The organism is Bradyrhizobium betae (assembly GCF_008932115.1).
Lineage (GTDB): Bacteria > Pseudomonadota > Alphaproteobacteria > Rhizobiales > Xanthobacteraceae > Bradyrhizobium > Bradyrhizobium betae.
On record NZ_CP044543.1, the window covers coordinates 5458268 to 5475295 of the forward strand.

A 17028-nucleotide genomic window follows, 5' to 3' on the forward strand; every position below is an offset into this window, starting at 1 on the left:
CCCCCGTCGCCTTGCGGATGGCTGATGCGCGGGCCCGGTCGGGCCGCCACATCACCGCAACGCTTGACGCCAGCCTGCGGGCGCCAGGACCACACGATTTTGCCGTACGCGGATCACACCGGTCGTACGTGCGATGTGCCTCGCTCACGGTTTCCCGCCCTGCGATCACCGTCGCACCGATGTGGCCCACGTCCACCGCCGTCCGGCCCGCGTTCGTGACGATCGCGATACGCCCCTCTTCCTTGGGCCGGAGTGCTCGCAATATCCGCCGATTCCGAATTTCTGTAAAGGCGAATATTTTTGGCGGCGCGCATTGACCGACAGATGGGGTGTTTTGCCCGTCGGGCAGCGCAAGGGATTGTAGCTGCGTAGGGTGGGTTAGCCCTGCAGATGCGCGAAGCGCATCTGCTCGGCGTAACCCACCTCCGTTCCTACGGAAACGAACAGTGGTGGGTTACGCCTTCGGCGAACCCACCCTACGATGACGTCAGCCCGCGTTGGCCTTCAGTCCCGCCGCCTGGATGCCTGCCACTGCGCAGGCCTCGTCATTGTCGGAAGTGTCGCCGGAGACGCCGACGGCGCCGAGCAGCGTGATGCCGTCCAGGATCAGCACGCCGCCGGGGACCGGCACCAGCGCGCCTTTCGCAATCGTGTTCACGGCGTCGATGAAATAGGCCTGCTCCTGGGCGCGCTGATAGAGCGCGCGCGAGCCCATGCCCATGGCGAGCGCGCCATAGGCCTTGCCGTGCGCGATCTCCGCACGCATCAGGCTGGTGCCGTCCTGCGCGGCGGCGAGCTTGAGCACGCCGCGCGCGTCGAGGATGGTGACGACCAGCGGCTTGAGCTTCAATTCGGTGGCTTTTGCGAAGGCGGCGTCGAGGATCTTGCGGGCGGCGTCGAGTGTGAGGTCAGCCATGGCTGGGTTCCTTTGCGGCGGGAGGGGTGGATTGGGTTGTTGCGCGATCGAGGCTCATCGCCAGCACGCGCGCGACGTGAAGCGCCTCGCGCTTGGTACCATCGTGGATCTGGTGCCGGCAGGAGGTGCCGTCGGCGACGACAAGCGTTGCCTCACCTGCACGCCGCACGGCGGGGAGCAGCGACAGCTCGGCCATCTCGATCGAGGCGTCATAGGTGTCCGCGCCATAGCCGAAGGCGCCGGCCATGCCGCAGCAGCTCGACTCGATGGTCTCGACCTCAAGGCCAGGGACGAGGCGTAGCACCTGCTCGACCGGCTTGAAGGCGCCGAAGGATTTTTGATGGCAATGACCGTGCACCACGGCCTTGTCGGCGATGGCGCCGAGCGGCAGTTGCAGCCGGCCGGCCTCGGCCTCGCGCACCAGAAACTCCTCGAAGGTCAGCGCGTGGGCGCCGACGGCCCTGGCGTCGTCGTCCTTGCGCAGCGAGGCGAGCTCGTCGCGCAGCGTCAGGAGACAGCTCGGCTCGAGGCCGACGATCGGCACGCCGCGTGCGGCGAAGGGCGCGAAGGCGGACACCAGGCGATCGAGCTCCGACCTGGCTTCGTCGACGAGGCCGGCGGAGAGGAAGGTGCGGCCGCAACACAGTGGGCGGCCGCCGTTCGTGGGCTTCGGCAAATGCACGCGATAGCCGCCGGCGTTAAGCACGCGCAGCGCGGCGTCGAGATTCTCGCGCTCGTAGATGCGGTTGAAAGTGTCGGCGAACAGCACGACTTCGCGGCCGGTCTGTGGACCGACGCTGGCGGCCGGCGCCACGAAAACGTCGCTGCGGAAGGCGGGCAGGGCGCGGCGTGCGCTGATGCCGGCGAAGCGCTCGAACAGCTTTCGCAGCAGCGGGCTGCGGTTGCGCAAATTCGCCAGCGGCGCGAAGCGCGAGGCAAGGCCGGCATAATGCGGGAGGTAGCCGACCAGCCGATCGCGCAGCGTCAGCCCGTGGGAGGCGGCGCGTGCCGCCAGCACCTCGATCTTCATCTTGGCCATGTCGACGCCGGTCGGGCATTCGTGGCGGCAGGCCTTGCAGGAGACGCAGAGTTTCAGCGTCTCCATCATCTCGTCGGAGGAGAGCGCGCCTGCGCCGAGCTGGCCGGAGATGGCGAGCCGCAGCGTGTTGGCGCGGCCGCGCGTGACGTCCTTCTCGTTGCGCGTTGCGCGGTAGGACGGGCACATCACGCCGCCCTCGAGCTTGCGGCAGGCGCCGTTGTTGTTGCACATCTCGACCGCGCCCTGGAAGCCGCCGCCGGCGCCGGGGTAGGCGGACCAGTCGAGCTTCGTCTTCAGCTCAGTGACGCGATAGCCGGGCTTGAAGCGGAACAGCGAGCGGTCGTCCATTTTGGGCGCGTCGACGATCTTGCCGGGGTTGAGGACGCCGCCGGGATCGAAGCGCTGCTTCACTTCCCTGAAGTCGGCAACGAGACGTTCGCCGAACATGGCTTCGTGGAATTCCGAGCGCACCAGGCCGTCGCCATGCTCGCCGGAATGCGAGCCCTTGTACTCGCGCACCATCGCGAAGGCTTCTTCGGCAATGGCGCGCATCGCCTTGACGTCCTTCTCCAGCTTCAGGTTCAGAACGGGACGCACGTGCAGACAGCCCTCGGAGGCATGGGCATACATCGTGCCGCTGGTGCCGTGTTTGGCAAACACTTCGTTCAGCCGCGCGGTGTAGTCGGCGAGATGGGGCAGCGGCACGGCGCAGTCCTCGACGAAGGAGACCGGCTTGCCCTCCTGCTTCATCGACATCATGACGTTGAGGCCGGCGGCGCGGAAATCGGCAATGCCACCCTGAAGCGCGGGCTCGGTGATCTCCACCACGCCGCCCCATTTGCGCTTGTCGTTATTCCAGCCGAAACCGAGATCGCCCATCAGCTCGCCGAGCTGCTTGAGGCGCATGAGATTGTCGGCCTGGTCTTCTTCCGCGAACTCCACGACCAGCACGGCATCCGGATCGCCCTTGATCGCTGCGGAGATGATGGGGCGGAACATCGCGATGTCGCGGCCGAGCGCGAGCATGGTGCGGTCGACCAGCTCGACCGCGATCGGCTTCAGCTTGACCAGGTGCTGGGCCGCGTCCATCGCCTCATAGAAACTGCCGAAATGGCAAATGCCGAGCGCCTTGTTGCGGATGACGGGCCACAGCTTCAGCTCGACCTTGGTGGTGAAGGCCAGCGTGCCTTCGGAGCCGACCAGCAGATGCGCCATGTTGTTGGGCGCATTGCGCGGTACCAGCGCATCCAGATTGTAGCCGCCGACCCGGCGCTGCACCTGTGGGAAGCGCGCGGCGATTTCGTCGGCCTCGCGCGTGCCGAGATCGAGCATATCGCGGAACAGGGACCGTGCGCTGTCGCTTGCGTCGATCTCGGAGAGATCGCGGGAGACCTCACCGAAGCGGCTGAGCGTGCCGTCGGCAAGGGCCGCCTCCATCGACAGCGTGTTGTCGCGCATGGTGCCGTAGCGCAGGCTGCGGCCGCCGCAGGAATTGTTGCCGGCCATGCCGCCGATGGTGGCGCGCGAGGCCGTGGAAACGTCGACCGGAAACCACAGGCCGTGCTTTTTGAGCTGGCGGTTGAGGTCGTCGAGCACGATGCCGGGCTCGACCACGCAGGTCCGGCTTTCGACGTCGAGCGACAGGATGCGGTTGAGGTGCTTCGACAGATCGACCACGAGACCGTCGTTGACGGTCTGGCCGCATTGCGAGGTGCCACCGCCGCGCGGGGTGACTTTCAGTCCCTTTTCGCGGGCAATCGCGAGCGTCCGCAGCGCCTCGTCCATGCTGCGCGGCACCACCACGCCGGCCGGCACGATCTGGTAGAACGAGGCGTCGGTGGCGTAGCGGCCGCGGCTGAACGGGTCGAACAGGACGTCGCCCGAAATCTCCCGGGCCAGCCGTGCCGCCAGGCCGTCCATTTGGGCCGATTCCTGTGATTTTCCGGCCACTTCAGCCGCCATGGTCCGCTCTCGCCTGTTCGCCGCCCCCGTCTTGCCTACCGGCGGGCCCCTTGGCAAGGCGAGCCCTGCTTCTTGTGCCTTGACGGACCCCACCCGGCGAGGGACAAGCCCGGCGAATAATGATATGCGAACGGCTCGCCAAGGCCTTTCGATCGAGGCCGACAGACGCAAAGCCAAGACAGGCTCAAAGACAGATTCAAGACCGGGAAGGACGCCGATGACCGTGCATAGTGGAAGGCATTTCCTACAGATTCCAGGACCGACCAATGTGCCGGACCGCGTGCTGCGGGCGATGGACATGCCGACGCTGGACCATCGCGGTCCGGAATTCGCCGAGCTCGGTTTCGGCGTGCTGGCCGCGATGCAGCGGGTGTTCCGCACCAAGCAGCCCGTGATCATCTTCCCTTCGTCCGGGACCGGTGCCTGGGAAGCGGCGATGGTCAACGTGTTCGCGCCCGGCGACAAGGTCTTGATGTGCGAGACCGGCCAGTTCGCCGTGCTGTGGCGCGGCATCGCCGAGAAATTCAAGATCGACGTCGATTTCATCCCGAGCGACTGGCGCCACGGCGCCGACCTCGCCGAGATCGAGAAGCGCCTGACCGCCGACAAGCAGCACGCGATCAAGGCGGTCTGCGTCGTGCACAACGAAACCTCGACCGGCTGCGTGACGCCGCCGCTGGAGGTGCGCAAGCTGCTCGACCGCGTCAAGCATCCGGCGCTGCTGATGGTCGACACCATCTCCGGCCTGGGCTCGATGGAATATGAGCATGACGCCTGGGGCGTCGACGTCTCGGTCGCCGGCTCGCAGAAGGGCCTGATGCTGCCGCCCGGCCTCAGCTTCAACGCTGTCTCGGAGAAGGCGCTCGCGGTGGCGAAGGCCAATCCCGGCATGCGTTCCTATTGGGACTGGCAGGAGGTCATCACCTTCAACAAGCTCGGCACCTTCCCCTACACGCCCGCCACCAACCTGCTCTACGGCCTGCGCGAAGCGGTCAAGATGCTGGAGGAGGAGGGGCTGGAGAACGTCTGGACCCGTCACAAGCGCCACAGCGCCGCGACGCGCGCGGCGGTCAAGGTCTGGGGCCTGGAGACGCAATGTGCCGATCCCGCCGCACATTCGCCGGCGCTGACCGGCGTGCGCGTGCCTGACGGACACGACGCCGACGCCTTCCGCAAGGTGGTGCTGGAAAACTTCGACATGTCGCTCGGCACCGGGCTGAACAAGGTCAAGGGCAAGGTGTTCCGCATCGGCCATATCGGCCATTTCAACGATCTGATGCTGATGGGCACGCTCGCCGGCGTCGAGATGGGCCTGGATCTTGCAAAGATTCCGCACCGGAGCGGCGGCGTGCTGGCTGCCATGGACGTCCTGAAGGGACGCGATGTGGTGCCGATGACCAAAGCCCAGGTCGCCTGAACTGAACTGGAAAGTGAGCGCGCGATGAACGCACCGACGACGACCAACGAAGACCTGCTCTACTCCGTCACGGACGGCATCGCGCGGATCACCTTCAACCGCCCCCAGGCGCGCAACGCCATGACCTTCGCCATGTATGACCGCATGGCGGAGATCTGCACCGAGATCAACGCCGACCGTTCGATCAAGGCGCTGATCCTGACCGGCGCCGGGGACAAGGCATTTGCCTCCGGCACCGACATTTCCCAGTTTCGTGCCTTCAAGACCGCGCAGGACGCCCTCGACTACGAGGCCCGCATCGACCGCGTGCTCGGCACGCTCGAGCAATGCCGCGTGCCCGTGATCGCGGCGATCGCGGGAGCCTGCACCGGCGGCGGCGCCGGCATTGCGGCCTGCTGCGATCTCCGCATCGGCACCGAGACGACGCGGATGGGCTTTCCGATCGCGCGCACGCTCGGCAACTGCCTGTCGATGTCCAACATCAGCCGCGTCGTCGCGCTGGTCGGTCCCGCCCGCACTAAAGACATGATCTTTAGGGCGCGCCTGGTCGAGGCGCCCGAGGCGCTGGCGCTCGGCCTGCTCACCGAAATCGTGCCCGACGTCGAGACGCTGCAGCGCCGCGCCGACGAAACCGCCAAGCTGGTCGCGAGCCACGCGCCGCTGACGCTGGAAGCCACCAAGGAAGCGGTGCGCCGCATCCGCCGCACGCTGTCGCGCGAGGAAGGCGAGGACCTGATCCTCAAGGCCTATATGAGCGAAGATTTCCGCGAGGGCATGGACGCTTTCCTCAACAAGCGCACGCCGAACTGGAAGGGCAAGTAGCGCGACGGCATCTCCGCGTCTCGATGACAAAAGCGGGCGCGCGAGCCAAGCGGATCACCTCGCAGCCTTCGCTCCGGTCAGCCGGGCCAGGGATATGCCCAACGCAGCAGCAAACGTTCGCTTAGCCAGCCGATCCAGATTGCCGGCGCCATGAAGAGTCCGAACGGCAGGAATGCCGTCGCCCGCATTGGTCGCCTGCGCATTGCCGCTGCTGCGATATAGGCGGCAATCGCTGAAAGCGCTGCCAACTCGATCACCGCAGCCGCTGTCGGGAGTTCGAGCCAGGCACCGGCAACCGCGGCAAGCTTGACGTCCCCAAGCCCCAATCCCTCCCGGCCTCGCCAATGGTGATAGAACACCGAGAGAAGCAACAACGGCAGAGCTACCGCAGAGGCGCGGAAGACCATCCAGAGCATGGATGATGCACCAGCATCGGGAGTGATTGCTGCTGCGTGCAGAAAAGCGAGTCCGAAGGCCGCGGCGGTCAGTTCGTTTGGAATGAGGTAGCAACGGGCATCGTTAGAGGCGATGGCCAGCATCAACGTTGCGAGATATGCACCCAGCAGCCCGTCTGCGCCCGGCGCGATCAGAAGACTTGTGACGACGGCCGCAACCACGACAGGCGGGGATAGCAGGCCGCCTCGGATAGTGGTCGACCGCCCTGTGCTGGAGCCTTGATTGGAGTCGTGCATCGCTCCCCGGCGTGTGCGACATGGAGCGAACGAGAAGGCCATTTCCTACAGGAGCGTCAGAGAGGAGCGGAAGGCGACCGATGCTTCCGGCGGCCTTTCGAACTCTGTCGCACAAGAATGTGACAAGCATCTCTCGATTGACCCAGACGGGCTAATTTCTCGATAGACCATGGGCCATCGATGATCGAGAGGGCCGAAACGCGTGCAGAGAACGGTCTGATCGTTACTGCTGGTGTGCGGGGGTCTCTACGCGCATTGCAATCCATAGCAGGTAGGCTGCGAAAAGAACCAATGGAAGCTGAACGAGGTAGGCCGGCCAACCCATCCAAGGTCCATAGTGGAGGAAGAACATCTGCTTCGGGAATTCCGCGAGATCCGCATAGTCGTTGCCTTCCCACGGGGCGATATTGAACTAATGTTCGGACCAGCGCAGGGGGCGGGTCTGATCGAGCCGCGGCGAAGGGGATGAACGGGATTCACGCCTGGAGGTTGGGCTGCAGGCCACAGTCTCGAGGATCGATTGCAAGCGTGTGCTTGCAATCGATCTCATTCCAAAGTCATAAGCGGGGCGGTGCCGGGCCGGCTTGAACTGGCCGGCATTCGCCCGCACAATGCAATTCGCCTGAATCTTGAATTACCAATCCAAACAATAACATAGGCGAAGAATAGGGAAGACGCGCGTGAGACATGGAATGAAGGCCGCGATCACGCTGGCCGCCGCGCTTTGCGGCACGCCGGCCTTTGCCGCTTGGGAGCCGACCAAACCGGTCGAGATCGTGGTGGCGGCGGGCGCGGGTGGCGCCTCCGACCAGATGGCGCGGATGATGCAGGCCGCGATCCAGAAGAACAATTTGATGAAGCAGCCGATCGTCGTCTCGCTCAAGGGCGGGGCTTCGGGCGCGGAAGCGCTGATGTACATGAAGTCCAGCGAGGGCGATCCGAACAAGGTGCTGATCGCCTATTCGCTGATCTACATGCTGCCGCTGTCGGCGAAGATCCCGTTCAACTGGCGTGAGCTGACCCCGGTCTCGGTGATCGCGCTCGACCAGTTCGTGCTGTGGGACAACAGCGCGGGTCCCAAGACCGTGAAGGAATTCGTCGCGGCGGCGAAGGCGGCGAGCGCGCCGTTCAAGATGGGCGGCACCGGCTCCAAGCGTGAAGATCACGTGCTCACCGTCTTCCTCGAGCAGAAGACCGGCGCGAAATTCTCCTATCTGCCCTACAAGTCCGGCGGCGAGGCCGCGACCCAGCTCGTCGGCAACCACACCGAAGCCAACGTCAACAATCCATCCGAAAATCTCGAAGTCTGGCGCGCCGGCCAGGTGCGGCCGCTCTGCGTCTTCGACAAGGAACGGATCTCCTACACCACCAAGGTGACGGACACGCAGTCCTGGGCCGACATCCCGACCTGCAAGGAGGAGGGCGTCGACGTCCAGTATCTGATGCTGCGCGCGATGTTCCTGCCCGGCAAGGTCACGCCGGAGCAGCAGGCGTTCTATGTCGAGCTGTTCCACAAGGTGACCCAGACCGCCGAGTACAAGGACTACATGGAAAAGCAGGCGTTGAAGCCGATCTTCCTCACCGGCAAGGACATGGTGCAATTCCTCGAGGAGGATGATGCCGTCAACAAGTCGCTGATGACGGAAGCGGGTTTCGTCGCGAAGTAAGCACATCCTCCGCGTCATGCCCCGCGAAGGCGGGGCATCCAGTATTGCACAGAACTCGAAGACGGCTTCTGCACGGCGTACTGGATCATCCGCTTTCGCGGATGATGACAGCGCAACTTGATCTGGCAGAGCATGTCCCAAACCGATCTTGAAATCGTCGTCGACGATCCGACCGCGCCTGAAGAGGATTCACCCTCCGTCGTCTCCTCCGGCACGATCGAGATATTCGTCTGCATCCTCTTGTTCGCGCTGGCCGCAACGCTCGGCTACGACAATTGGCGCACCGGCGCCTCCTGGGATTCGACCGGGCCCGAGCCCGGCTATTTCCCGTTCTATCTCTCCGTCATCCTCGGCGGCGGCAGTCTCTACGGCCTGATCGCGGCGCTGGTCGCGCACCGCAAGGCGGCTGAGACTTTCGTCACGCGCGCGCAGGCGCGCCGCGTGATGGCGGTGTTCGTGCCGACGCTGCTGTTCTGCCTGGTGACGCAGTTCCTCGGCCTCTATGTCGCGAGCTTCCTGCTGATTGCGAGCTTCATGCGCGTGATCGGCAAGATCGCGCCGTGGAAGTCCCTGCTCACCGCCTTCGTGTTCACGGCGATCATGTTCGTCACCTTCGACATCGCCTTCGACGTCATCATGCCGAAAGGGCCGCTCGAAGCGGCCTTCGGCCACTAGGCGGGCCCGCGATGGAAGCTTTCGGTCTCCTGCTCCACGGCTTCGCCGTCCTGCTGACGTGGAAGACGCTGGTGCTGATGATGGTCGGGCTGGTGCTCGGCGTCTTCGTCGGCGTGCTGCCGGGCCTCGGCGGCCCCAATGGCGTTGCTATCCTGCTGCCGCTCACCTTCACGATGGATCCGACTTCGGCGATCGTGATGCTGTCCTGCATCTACTGGGGGGCGCTGTTCGGCGGCGCGATCACCTCGATCCTGTTCAATATTCCCGGTGAAGCCTGGTCGGTCGCTACAACGTTCGACGGCTATCCGATGGCGCAGCAGGGCAGGGCGGCGGAGGCGCTGACCGCGGCGTTCACGTCCTCCTTCATCGGCTCGCTGGTCGCGGTGCTCCTGATCACCTTCCTTGCGCCGATGATCTCGTCCTTTGCGCTGAAGTTCGGCCCGCCCGAGTTCTTTGCGGTGTATCTGTTGACCTTCTGCTCCTTCGTTGGTCTCGGGCGCGAGGCCAAGCACAAGACGGTCATCTCGATGTCGCTCGGGCTCCTGCTCGCGGGTATCGGCATGGACACGGTGTCGGGCAATCTGCGCATGACCTTCGGCTCGTCCGAGCTCTTGCGCGGCATCAACTTCCTCGTCGCCGTCATCGGCCTGTTCGGCATCAGCGAGATCCTGCTGACGATGGAGGAGCGTCTGGCGCTGCGGGGACATGCGGCGAGCATCTCGCTCCGCGTCGTGCTCGGCGTCTGGAAGGACCTGCCGAAATACTGGGTGACGCTGCTGCGCTCCTCCTTCATCGGCTGCTGGCTCGGCATCACCCCGGGCGGCGCGATCGCGGCGTCGTTCATGGGATATAATCTCGCCAAGCGCTTTTCGAAGGATCCCGAGAGTTTTGGCAAGGGGCGCATCGAGGGCGTGTTCGCACCGGAGACGGCGGCGCATGCCTCCGGTACCGCCGCGCTGCTGCCGATGCTGGCGCTCGGCATCCCCGGCTCCGGCACCGCCGCCATCCTGCTCGGCGGCCTGATGGTGTGGGGGCTCAATCCGGGCCCGCTGCTGTTCGTCGAGCACAAGGATTTCGTCTGGGGGCTGATCGCCTCGATGTATCTCGGCAACGTCGTCGGCCTCGTGCTGGTGCTGACGACGGTGCCGATCTTCGCCTCGATCCTGCGCGTGCCGTTCGCGGCGGTGGCGCCGATGATCGTGGTGTCCTGTGCGATCGGCGCCTACGCGATCCAGAACGCGATGTTCGACATCTGGCTGATGCTGGGCTTCGGTGTCGTCGGCTACGTCTTCAAGAAGATCGGCATTCCGCTCGCGCCGTTCACGCTGGCGCTCGTGCTCGGCAACCGAGCCGAGGATGCCTTCCGCCTCTCGATGATCGGCTCCGGCGGGACTCTGAAGGTGTTCTGGTCGAACGGCCTGGTCGGCTCCATTACAACCCTGGCGATTGTGCTGCTGTTCTGGCCGGTGATCGATGGTTTGCTCGCCCGCGTCGGCTTGACGCAGCGGGCCAAACCCGCGTCGGGTTAGTTTGGCGGGTAATATCGTTTGATATCAATCGTATAGAAGGTGTGGTGGTGTCCTGGTCAGGATGCTACTTTAGCTCGATTGTTTCCGGATGTTGCCGGCGCGGCACAGTTCTTGGGCAGGCAAAGGAGTATATTTCGATCACAAGATTGTGCGGAGGGAATTCCATGAAGCGGATCGTGATTGGAATGGCAGCGGCGATGTCGCTGTTTGCAACCGGCGCAACGGCTGCGGACCTCGCGGCAAAGCCCTACGTCAAGGCGCCGGTCATGGTCGATCCGGTCTGGAGCTGGACCGGCTTCTACGTCGGCGCCAATGGCGGTTACAGCTGGGGCCGCTCGCGCACCGACGTCTCCTACTTCAACACGGCAACCGGCGCTGCGATCGTGCCGCCGGCCGGCTCCATCACCAATGCGGCGTTCGACATGAACGGCGGCATCGCCGGCGGCCAGGCCGGCTACAATTGGCAAAGCGCCAATTGGCTGTTCGGCATCGAGGGCGACCTGCAGTGGTCGGGCGAGAAGGGCAGTGCGGTCTACAGCTGCGTAGGCAGTGGCGTCGTTCCCATCCCCGGGCCGTGTATTCCCGGCCCGACGTTCCTTCCGCCCGGCGGTCTCGCCGGCACGACGCTGACGATCGATCAGAAGTTGCAGTGGTTCGGCACGGTCCGTGGCCGCGTCGGCATCCTGGCGACCCCGAAGGTGCTGTTCTACGGCACCGGCGGTCTGGCTTTCGGCGAGATCAAGACCACGGGCACCATGAACGGCTTCAGCGGCGGCGGCCTCCCGATCGTATCGATCGGGTCGACCTCGACGACACGCGCCGGCTGGACCGTTGGCGCCGGTGTCGAAGGCAAGATCACCCAGAACTGGAGCGCCAAGCTCGAATATCTCTACATGGATCTCGGCCGCTTCTCATCGGGTCCGTTCACGCTGGCGCCGGCCGCCACGATCGCTGCCAATGTCTCGTCGCACTTCACCGACCACATCCTTCGTGCCGGCATCAACTATCAGTTCTCCGGCCCGGTGGTTGCCAGGTACTGAGATCAACAAAGGCGTCAACAAGAAGCAAAGCCCGGCCTCGTGCCGGGCTTTGTCGTTTCTGTCCTGACCTGTGCAAAACGCGCCGCAGCCGGCGGCCGGGCAGCGAGCCCCGTCTGTTGCGGGCGTACCACATCCACGGCGTGATCTTTACTGGTTGGACCACGAAGCAGTCCGCATCGAGCGGCTCTCGAGGCTATGGCGCCAGTCCGCAGAATTTATCCCGATCATCGAAACGCGCTGAAATAGCAGCGATTTTGCGATCGACCGGATGGCCCACGCATGCCTTCCGCGCGCGATCGGCGGCTTGCGTCCTCCAAACGACTGACCTTCGAACGCAGGACGCGGAGCGATGCGCGCTTTCCTAGTGTCGCGGCACTGAATCGTCCGCGCATCGCGCGAGCAGGCGTAACGCCGCTTGTCGAGGGAAATCTGATGACACGAACTTTGCTGGTTGCGGCCGCGATCGGAATGCTGCTCGCACCGCGGGCCTTTGCCGCCGATATGGCGGTGCCGCGCGTCTATACCAAGGCTCCGCCGGCGGTCGTCGATCCCGGATACGATTGGAGCGGCTTCTATGCCGGTCTCAACATCGGCTATGGCTGGGGCCGCTCGGGGACGACGGCGGACTTCATCGACAGCGGAGGCGGCGCGCTGCTGAGCTCGAGTAGAGGCACGTTCGACCTGAACGGCGTCACCGGCGGCGGACAGATCGGCTACAACTGGCAGCGCGACATGTTCCTGGCCGGCATCGAGGCCGATTTCCAGGGCAGCGGCCAGAAGGGCAGCATCGACGCGCTGTGCGCCGGCGCGCCGGCCGGTTTGCAGGACGGCGTCTGTACACCGGGCCATCGCGGCGACAACACGTTCGATCCTGCGCTGCCGGTCGCGTTCAATCTCACCCAGAAGCTCGACTGGTTCGGCACCGTTCGCGGCCGTCTCGGCGTCGCCGTGGCGCCGCGCGTGCTGTTCTACGGCACCGGCGGTCTCGCCTATGGCCGTGTCTCCACCTCGGGCAGCGTGAGCGCGATCAATGTCGGCGGCTTCCCAGGCGCCGACGGCGGGACGTTCACGCCTGTTGCGGCAAGCTTCAGCAGCAGCACCACCAAGGTCGGCTGGAGCGCAGGCGCCGGCATCGAAGGTGCGTTCGCCGACAATTGGAGCGCCAGGTTCGAATATCTCTATGTCGATCTCGGAACCGTCTCGGGCTCGATTGCAACGCCGGTGATCGCACTCAGCGGTGCGCCGCTGGTCGTCGGCTATCGCTCGCACGTCACCGACAACGTCCTGCGCTTCGGCGTGAATTATCGGTTCGGCGGTCCGGTGGCCGCCAGATGACCGATGCGGCGTGGCCGGAAAAAAGCCTGTCTCACGCCCGGCCTTGTCGTCTCGACGATCCGTCATGCGACATTGGTTCGCGCGAGAGCCTAGCTAGCGCAACAGCGCGGCTCATCTAAAATCCTGTGCAGTTCGAAGGCGAGCCGCGACGCTTGCATGTGGGCTTTCATAGTGGTCTAGTCCGCATGAATTCCCGTTTTGCGCGTGGCTCGAAGCCGTTGTTGGACGAGGTCGTGGCCTGTCGCTGGCTGCAGGATTTTGGTAGTGAAGACCATAAGTATCGTCACTCCTTGCTTCAATGAGGAGCTCAACGTCAGGGATTGCTACGAAGCGATCCGGAAGATCTTCGACGATGAGCTGAAGGGTTATCAGCGCGAGCACATCTTCTGTGACAATGCCTCCGATGATCGCACTGTCGAGATCCTGCGCGAGATCGCTGCACAGGATCCCTTGGTGAAGGTCATCGTCAACGCGCGCAATTTCGGGCCGCTGCGCAACACCTACAATGGCGTGATGGCAAGCAGGGGCGACGCGGTTCTCCTGTTCATGCCGGCCGATCTTCAGGACCCGCCGGAACTGCTTCCCCAATTCGTCAAGCTGTGGGAGGCCGGCAACGAGATCGTTTACGGCATCCGCGCCGTCCGGGAAGAAAGCCGTCTGATGCGCGGCCTCCGAGACGCCTACTATCGTGTGTTGACCAGATTTTCCGAGCTCAAGGTGCCTCCGGGCGTCGGTGACTTCCAACTGGTCGACAGGCGTGTTGTCGAGGCCATGCGTCACATTCGTGACGCCTATCCGTTCATGCGAATGATGACGTTCGAGTGCGGCGGCCGCATGGTCGGCGTGCCCTACACTTGGCGCGAGCGCAAGAAAGGGCTTTCGAAGAACCGCGCCAGCGCGCTGATCGATCAGGGCATCAACGGGCTGGTGTCCTTCACCACCGCGCCGGTACGCTTCGGCCTGTTCGCGGGCTTTGTGATATCGGGCGTGAGCATCGTATACGCAATCGTCAATTTCATCATCGGCCTGGTGCTCTATCAGAAGCTCGCCGAACCAGGCATTCTCACGCTGATCGTCGCCATGTTCTTCTTCGGCGGAGTGCAGCTGTTCTTCATGGGCATGATCGGCGAATATGTGCTCGCGATCTACGGGCAGGTGCGCGACAAGCCCGTGGTGTTCGAGCGCGAGCGCGTCAATTTCGGACCGCCGCCGCCTTCGGGAGCGTAAGGCAGGCCCGTCAGCGTTTCGCCAGCGACTGCTCGATCCGCGCGACGATCGCCTGCACCGACAGGCCGGCGGCGTCGAGCAACGCCTCGCGCGAACCCGCGCTCGACGTCTTGCCGCCCTGCTCGGGGATACCGAGACCCGTGACCGGCGGCCGCTGCGCATCGCCGGCGAACGCGCCCGCCACCAGGCTGAACAGCCCGCCGCGCAGGATGTGCTCCTCGAGCGTCACGATGAGAGAGGCGTCGCGCACGGCCGCACGGATCGCAGCGTCGTCGAGCGGCTTCAGGCAGGAGACGCTGACCACGCCGACCTCCCTGCCGCGTCCGGCGAGTTCGCCGGCCGCCTCCAGCGCGCGCGAGGCGATTGGTCCGGACGCGAGGATGACGACCTCCTGTCCCGCACGCAGGATTCGCGGCTTGCGCGGGTCGGCCACTGCGGCCCCGAGATCTGGCTCACCCTGCCGGCTGAGCCGCAAGTAGGACGGCTTGCGGCTTGCCGCGATCAGACGGGTCGCGGCGCGCACCTCCATGGGATCGCAGGGCACGAATATCTCGATGCCCGGCAGCATTGACATGATGCCTGCGTCTTCCAAAGCATGGTGGGTGTAGCCTTGGCCGCCATAGGCGTAGCCGGCGCCCACCGCTACGACCTTGACGTCGGCCCCGTGATAGCAGACGTCGTTGCGGAGCTGCTCCAGGCAGCGAAGCGTCGGGAAGTTGCCGATCGAGTAGATGAAGACCGTCTTGCCCGACAGCGCGATGCCGGCAGCCATGCCCGCCATGTTCTGCTCGGCGACGCCGACATTGAGATAGCGCTCTGGGAACTTCGCCGCAAAGGGCTCCAGCACGGAATAGCCGAGATCGCCGCAGAGCAGCCAGATATCGGGGTTCTCGCTCGCTGCCTGCGACAGGCTCTCGATGAAGGTCGTCCTCATGCGCCGATCTCGGCCAGCGCCTGCGCGAGCAGTTCATCGGACGGCGAACGATAGTGCCATTCGAGCTTGTTCTCCATGAAGCTCACGCCCTTGCCCTTCACGGTGTGCGCGATCACCACGGTCGGCCGGCCCGATGGTGCCGGCACGGCGCTCAGTAAGCGCTCCAGCGCGACGACGTCGTGGCCGTCGATCTCCTCGACCTGCCAGCCGAACGACTTCCATTTCTCCGCGAACGGATCGAGGTTCAGCACCTCGGCGACCGAGCCGAAGCTCTGGATCTTGTTGAAATCGACGATGACGCAGAGATTGGAGAGCTTGTGATGGGGCGCGAACAGGATGCCCTCCCAGTTGGAGCCCTCATCGCATTCGCCGTCGCTGAGCAGGCAGAACACGCGGCTGCCGGCACCTGCGGAGCGCGCCGCCAGTGCCATGCCGATTGCGATCGGCAGACCATGGCCGAGCGAGCCGGTCGAGACCTCGACACCGGGAACGGCATGGCTGACGTGCCCGGTGAAGATCGATCCGTCACGGCAATAGGTGTCGAGTTCGGCCAGCGAAAAGAAACCGCATTCGGCGAGCGTGGCGTACATGATCGCCGTGGTGTGGCCCTTGCTGAGCACGAAGCGGTCGCGGCCCGGGCTGTGCGGCTCGGCGGGATCGAGGCGCAGGATCCGCGTGTACAGCACCGCAAGGATGTCCGCCATCGAGAGGCAGCCGCCGATATGCGAGGCCTTGGCGGCGTGCACCATGCGCAGTGCGTGCGCGCGAATGCGTCGCGCAAATTCCTTCGGCTCAGGACGATTTGCGGGAAGAGTTGGTCGTGTCATGCCAGTTTACCGTTTCGCGTAGTCCTTCGTCCAACGACACTTCGGGCCTCCAGCCCAACGCGAGCATGCGCGAAACGTCCGCAGCCAGAATCATAACCTGATCGGGCCGGTACGCCAACTCGCCGAACCCCAGGGTTGCGCCGGGATCGACGAGATCGCGCAGCCGCGTCACCGTCTCGCGCAGCGGCGGCGCCTCCGGGCTGCCGACGTTGTAGATGCCGCTCGCGCCAGTGTGCGTGGTCGCCAGCCGGAAGGCCGCGGCCGCATCACGCGCGTGCAAAAATCCCCAGCGCTGCTCGCAGGCCGTCAGCGCCATATGTTGTCCCGAGCGCAGGTTCCGGATCATGCTCGGGATCAGCCAGTGGTCGGCATCCTTCGGGCCATAGGTCGAGAAGATCCGCAGCCACGCCGCGCGCAGGCCCCGCTCTTCGCACAGTCGCATCGCCATCGATCCGGCAGCGAGCTTGGCCTTGCCGTAAAGCGTCGTCGGCCGCGGGATGTCGTCCTCGCGGATAGCGCGATCATAGGGACCGTATTCGGCCTGTGATCCGGCCCCGACGAATATTCTGGCGCCGGCCTCGGCGGCGAGCTCGGCAAGTCCGACCGCATCGGCGACGTTCGCCGCCTGAACCGGGCTGTTGCGGTCGCTACCCGCAACGCCGCGCCAGGCCATGTGCACAACAGCCTCCGGCGCAAATGCGCCCAGGACGCCGCGCAGCCCCTCCAGATGCTCCAGGGCGCCCGGAATTACGTGCAGGCGGTCATAGGTCTCCCCGAGGCGCCAGCGATCGCTGTCCGGCCGCAACAGAACAGCCACCTCGTGCCCCCGCGCCAGCAGGTCCGCAACGAGGTAGGAGCCCAGAAAGCCACTCGCACCGGTGATAAGAACACGCATGCTTCGGGGTAGATCGGTTCCCTGGGCCGGTCAACGGAGCGCCGATCCGAA

General features: G+C 64.8%; 14 protein-coding genes. 8 read left to right on the plus strand and 6 right to left on the minus strand.

Going from position 1 to position 17028, the window contains the following annotated elements; genetic code table 11:
* Positions 1-487 precede the first annotated feature (487 nt).
* Together F8237_RS26230 and F8237_RS26235 are read right to left on the minus strand one after the other, a co-directional pair.
* Positions 488-916, minus strand: a complete 429-nt coding sequence (locus F8237_RS26230; protein ID WP_151649132.1) for a GlcG/HbpS family heme-binding protein — start codon at positions 914-916, stop codon at positions 488-490.
* A complete protein-coding gene (locus tag F8237_RS26235) occupies positions 909-3917 on the minus strand; it encodes an FAD-binding and (Fe-S)-binding domain-containing protein (RefSeq protein WP_374761588.1) in 3009 nt (1002 codons plus the stop codon). Before F8237_RS26235 ends, F8237_RS26230 begins: the two co-directional genes overlap by 8 nt.
* Before the next feature lie 217 nt (positions 3918-4134).
* Between F8237_RS26235 and F8237_RS26240 the strand changes: the two genes are divergently transcribed.
* Complete coding sequence (locus F8237_RS26240) at positions 4135-5334, plus strand: pyridoxal-phosphate-dependent aminotransferase family protein (protein WP_151649133.1); 1200 nt, start codon at positions 4135-4137, stop codon at positions 5332-5334.
* A gap of 24 nt (positions 5335-5358) precedes the next feature.
* The gene (locus tag F8237_RS26245) at positions 5359-6156 is read left to right on the plus strand and encodes an enoyl-CoA hydratase/isomerase family protein (RefSeq protein ID WP_151649134.1); all 798 of its coding nucleotides are present in this window, start codon (positions 5359-5361) and stop codon (positions 6154-6156) included.
* A 77-nt stretch (positions 6157-6233) separates the two neighbouring features.
* Here the strand turns inward: F8237_RS26245 and F8237_RS26250 are convergent, their stop codons facing one another.
* On the minus strand, positions 6234-6773 hold the full coding sequence (locus tag F8237_RS26250) for a prepilin peptidase (RefSeq protein ID WP_275938756.1): 540 nt from the start codon (positions 6771-6773) through the stop codon (positions 6234-6236).
* A gap of 767 nt (positions 6774-7540) precedes the next feature.
* On the opposite strand from F8237_RS26250, the gene F8237_RS26255 reads away from it, so the two are divergent.
* From F8237_RS26255 to F8237_RS26280, 6 genes are all read left to right on the plus strand, one after another.
* Positions 7541-8515, plus strand: a complete 975-nt coding sequence (locus F8237_RS26255; RefSeq protein ID WP_162006221.1) for a Bug family tripartite tricarboxylate transporter substrate binding protein — start codon at positions 7541-7543, stop codon at positions 8513-8515.
* A 132-nt stretch (positions 8516-8647) separates the two neighbouring features.
* Positions 8648-9190, plus strand: coding sequence for a tripartite tricarboxylate transporter TctB family protein (locus F8237_RS26260; protein ID WP_151649137.1), 543 nt, complete (start codon positions 8648-8650; stop codon positions 9188-9190).
* Positions 9191-9201: 11 nt separating this feature from the next.
* Positions 9202-10719, plus strand: coding sequence for a tripartite tricarboxylate transporter permease (locus F8237_RS26265; protein ID WP_151649138.1), 1518 nt, complete (start codon positions 9202-9204; stop codon positions 10717-10719).
* 164 nt (positions 10720-10883) lie between these two features.
* Positions 10884-11759: an outer membrane protein gene (locus tag F8237_RS26270; RefSeq protein WP_151649139.1), complete on the plus strand. Its 876-nt coding sequence runs from the start codon at positions 10884-10886 to the stop codon at positions 11757-11759.
* Between the two features lie 432 nt (positions 11760-12191).
* The gene (locus F8237_RS26275) at positions 12192-13094 is read left to right on the plus strand and encodes an outer membrane protein (RefSeq protein ID WP_151649140.1); all 903 of its coding nucleotides are present in this window, start codon (positions 12192-12194) and stop codon (positions 13092-13094) included.
* A 264-nt stretch (positions 13095-13358) separates the two neighbouring features.
* Positions 13359-14321 carry a glycosyltransferase family 2 protein gene (locus F8237_RS26280; RefSeq protein WP_151649141.1) on the plus strand — a complete coding sequence of 321 codons (963 nt, stop codon included), beginning with the start codon at positions 13359-13361 and terminating at the stop codon, positions 14319-14321.
* A 10-nt stretch (positions 14322-14331) separates the two neighbouring features.
* On the opposite strand, the gene F8237_RS26285 is transcribed toward F8237_RS26280, so the two are convergent.
* The 3 genes from F8237_RS26285 to F8237_RS26295 are packed head-to-tail and all read right to left on the minus strand — an operon-like array spanning position 14332 to position 16977.
* Positions 14332-15255, minus strand: coding sequence for a transketolase family protein (locus tag F8237_RS26285; protein WP_151649142.1), 924 nt, complete (start codon positions 15253-15255; stop codon positions 14332-14334).
* Positions 15252-16082 (minus strand): transketolase, encoded by an 831-nt coding sequence (locus F8237_RS26290; RefSeq protein WP_151649143.1) that lies wholly within the window; start codon positions 16080-16082, stop codon positions 15252-15254. The genes F8237_RS26285 and F8237_RS26290 overlap by 4 nt, the downstream gene beginning before the upstream one ends.
* Complete coding sequence (locus tag F8237_RS26295; protein WP_151649144.1) at positions 16048-16977, minus strand: NAD-dependent epimerase/dehydratase family protein; 930 nt, start codon at positions 16975-16977, stop codon at positions 16048-16050. The genes F8237_RS26290 and F8237_RS26295 overlap by 35 nt, the downstream gene beginning before the upstream one ends.
* Between the last annotated feature and the right edge of the window lie 51 nt (positions 16978-17028).

Excerpts from the sequence above, each read along its gene's own strand:
- F8237_RS26245 (WP_151649134.1), top strand. The coding sequence starts at position 5,359 with ATGAACGCACCGACGACGACCAACGAAGACCTGCTCTACTCCGTCACG.
- F8237_RS26260 (WP_151649137.1), top strand. The coding sequence starts at position 8,648 with ATGTCCCAAACCGATCTTGAAATCGTCGTCGACGATCCGACCGCGCCT.
- F8237_RS26290 (WP_151649143.1), bottom strand. The coding sequence starts at position 16,082 with ATGACACGACCAACTCTTCCCGCAAATCGTCCTGAGCCGAAGGAATTT.
- F8237_RS26230 (WP_151649132.1), bottom strand. The coding sequence starts at position 916 with ATGGCTGACCTCACACTCGACGCCGCCCGCAAGATCCTCGACGCCGCC.
- F8237_RS26270 (WP_151649139.1), top strand. The coding sequence starts at position 10,884 with ATGAAGCGGATCGTGATTGGAATGGCAGCGGCGATGTCGCTGTTTGCA.
- F8237_RS26240 (WP_151649133.1), top strand. The coding sequence starts at position 4,135 with ATGACCGTGCATAGTGGAAGGCATTTCCTACAGATTCCAGGACCGACC.
- F8237_RS26285 (WP_151649142.1), bottom strand. The coding sequence starts at position 15,255 with ATGAGGACGACCTTCATCGAGAGCCTGTCGCAGGCAGCGAGCGAGAAC.
- F8237_RS26265 (WP_151649138.1), top strand. The coding sequence starts at position 9,202 with ATGGAAGCTTTCGGTCTCCTGCTCCACGGCTTCGCCGTCCTGCTGACG.
- F8237_RS26275 (WP_151649140.1), top strand. The coding sequence starts at position 12,192 with ATGACACGAACTTTGCTGGTTGCGGCCGCGATCGGAATGCTGCTCGCA.
- F8237_RS26255 (WP_162006221.1), top strand. The coding sequence starts at position 7,541 with ATGAAGGCCGCGATCACGCTGGCCGCCGCGCTTTGCGGCACGCCGGCC.
- F8237_RS26235 (WP_374761588.1), bottom strand. The coding sequence starts at position 3,917 with ATGGCGGCTGAAGTGGCCGGAAAATCACAGGAATCGGCCCAAATGGAC.
- F8237_RS26295 (WP_151649144.1), bottom strand. The coding sequence starts at position 16,977 with ATGCGTGTTCTTATCACCGGTGCGAGTGGCTTTCTGGGCTCCTACCTC.